A 1,434-nucleotide genomic window follows, 5' to 3' on the forward strand; every position below is an offset into this window, starting at 1 on the left:
TATCCGTTATACAACGGACGGCAGCAATCCCAGCCCGACCTTTGGCACGATCTACACGGGAGCGATCAACGTTCCTGAGAACAGTTCGCTATTTATCAAAGCGATCGCTTACAAGGATGGTTGGACTCCGAGCCAGATCGTTTCCGCAAACTATGTGGTCACCGGTCAGGTGGCGGACGTGATCTTCACTCCCTCCGGCGGAACCTATACTACAGCGCAGCACGTGATCCTGAGCACCGCGACCGAAGGCGCTACTATCCGGTACACGCTGAACGGCAGCGATCCGACTGCTGCTTCTGCGCTCTATACGACGGCGATCAACGTACCGCTTTCCATCAGCGTGATGATCAAAGCCCGTGGATTCAAGAGCAATTGGCTTACGGGCAATATCGGCACTGAAGTCTATAATGTCACCGGCACCACCGCTTTCGATCAACCGGTTCTGACACCCGCTCCCGGCACCTATGCCAATGCGATCAGTATCGCGATCGGCAATCCGATCCCCCCCGACGCTGCGGTCTATTATACCTTGGACGGAAGTGTCCCCGCTGCCGACAATGGAACGCTTTACAGCGCTCCGATTCCGATTGACGCAGCCAGAACGATCCGAGCGGTCGCCATCAAAGCAGGCTGGCTGCCTTCCTACATCAGCGGTAGCTACAACTTTGCCGCTGCAGCACCAGTTTTCGCTCCTCCCGCCGGCTCCTATGCCAACGCCCAAAACGTGGTTCTGAGCAGTTCCACGACCGGAGCATCGATCCGCTACACCACCGACGGCACCGATCCCAGTCCCGTCAATGGTATGGTCTATACCACTCCGATCCTGGTGAATATCAACCAAACCATTAAAGCCTATGCTATCAAAGCCGGCTATCAGGATTCACCGATCGTGTCGGCTACCTACGCCATCGGCGTTTACGTCCCCGTGGTGGCGACTCCTGTGTTCAATCCTCTGGGAGGGACATATCCCACAGCACAGAATGTGACGATAACGACTTCCACACCCGGAGCAACGATCCGCTACACTATTGATGGATCCGAACCGGATATGACTTCGCCACTCTATGGCGCACCAGTCAACATCCCGCTCAATACCACACTGACGATCAAAGCCAGAGCCTACCGCACCGATTGGATCGAAAGCCAGATCGCAGTAGCAACCTATACCGTGACCGGAACGGTTTCCGGCGTGATCTTTACACCTCCGGGAGGATCATATCCCAGCGCGCAATCGGTGGTGCTAACTTCTGCCACCGAGGGTGCATATTTCCGCTATACCACGAACGGATCTGAACCCACTGATGCCTCAGCCCTTTACACGACTGCGATCAACATCCCACTCAATATCACGATGACGATCAAAGCCAAGGCATACAAGACCGGTTGGGACTCAAGCAGCACTGGAACCGAAGTCTATGACATCACCGGTCAGGT

1 protein-coding gene is annotated in these 1,434 nt (G+C 55.4%); it reads left to right on the forward strand.

Annotated elements, in window-relative coordinates:
• Positions 1-1,434, forward strand: a 1,434-nt coding sequence (locus Q8M98_05165) for a chitobiase/beta-hexosaminidase C-terminal domain-containing protein (GenBank protein MDP3114151.1), incomplete at both ends; no start/stop codon positions are given.

The sequence above is a fragment of the Candidatus Cloacimonadaceae bacterium genome, from assembly GCA_030693415.1.
In the GTDB taxonomy this organism is placed as follows: Bacteria; Cloacimonadota; Cloacimonadia; order Cloacimonadales; family Cloacimonadaceae; genus JAUYAR01.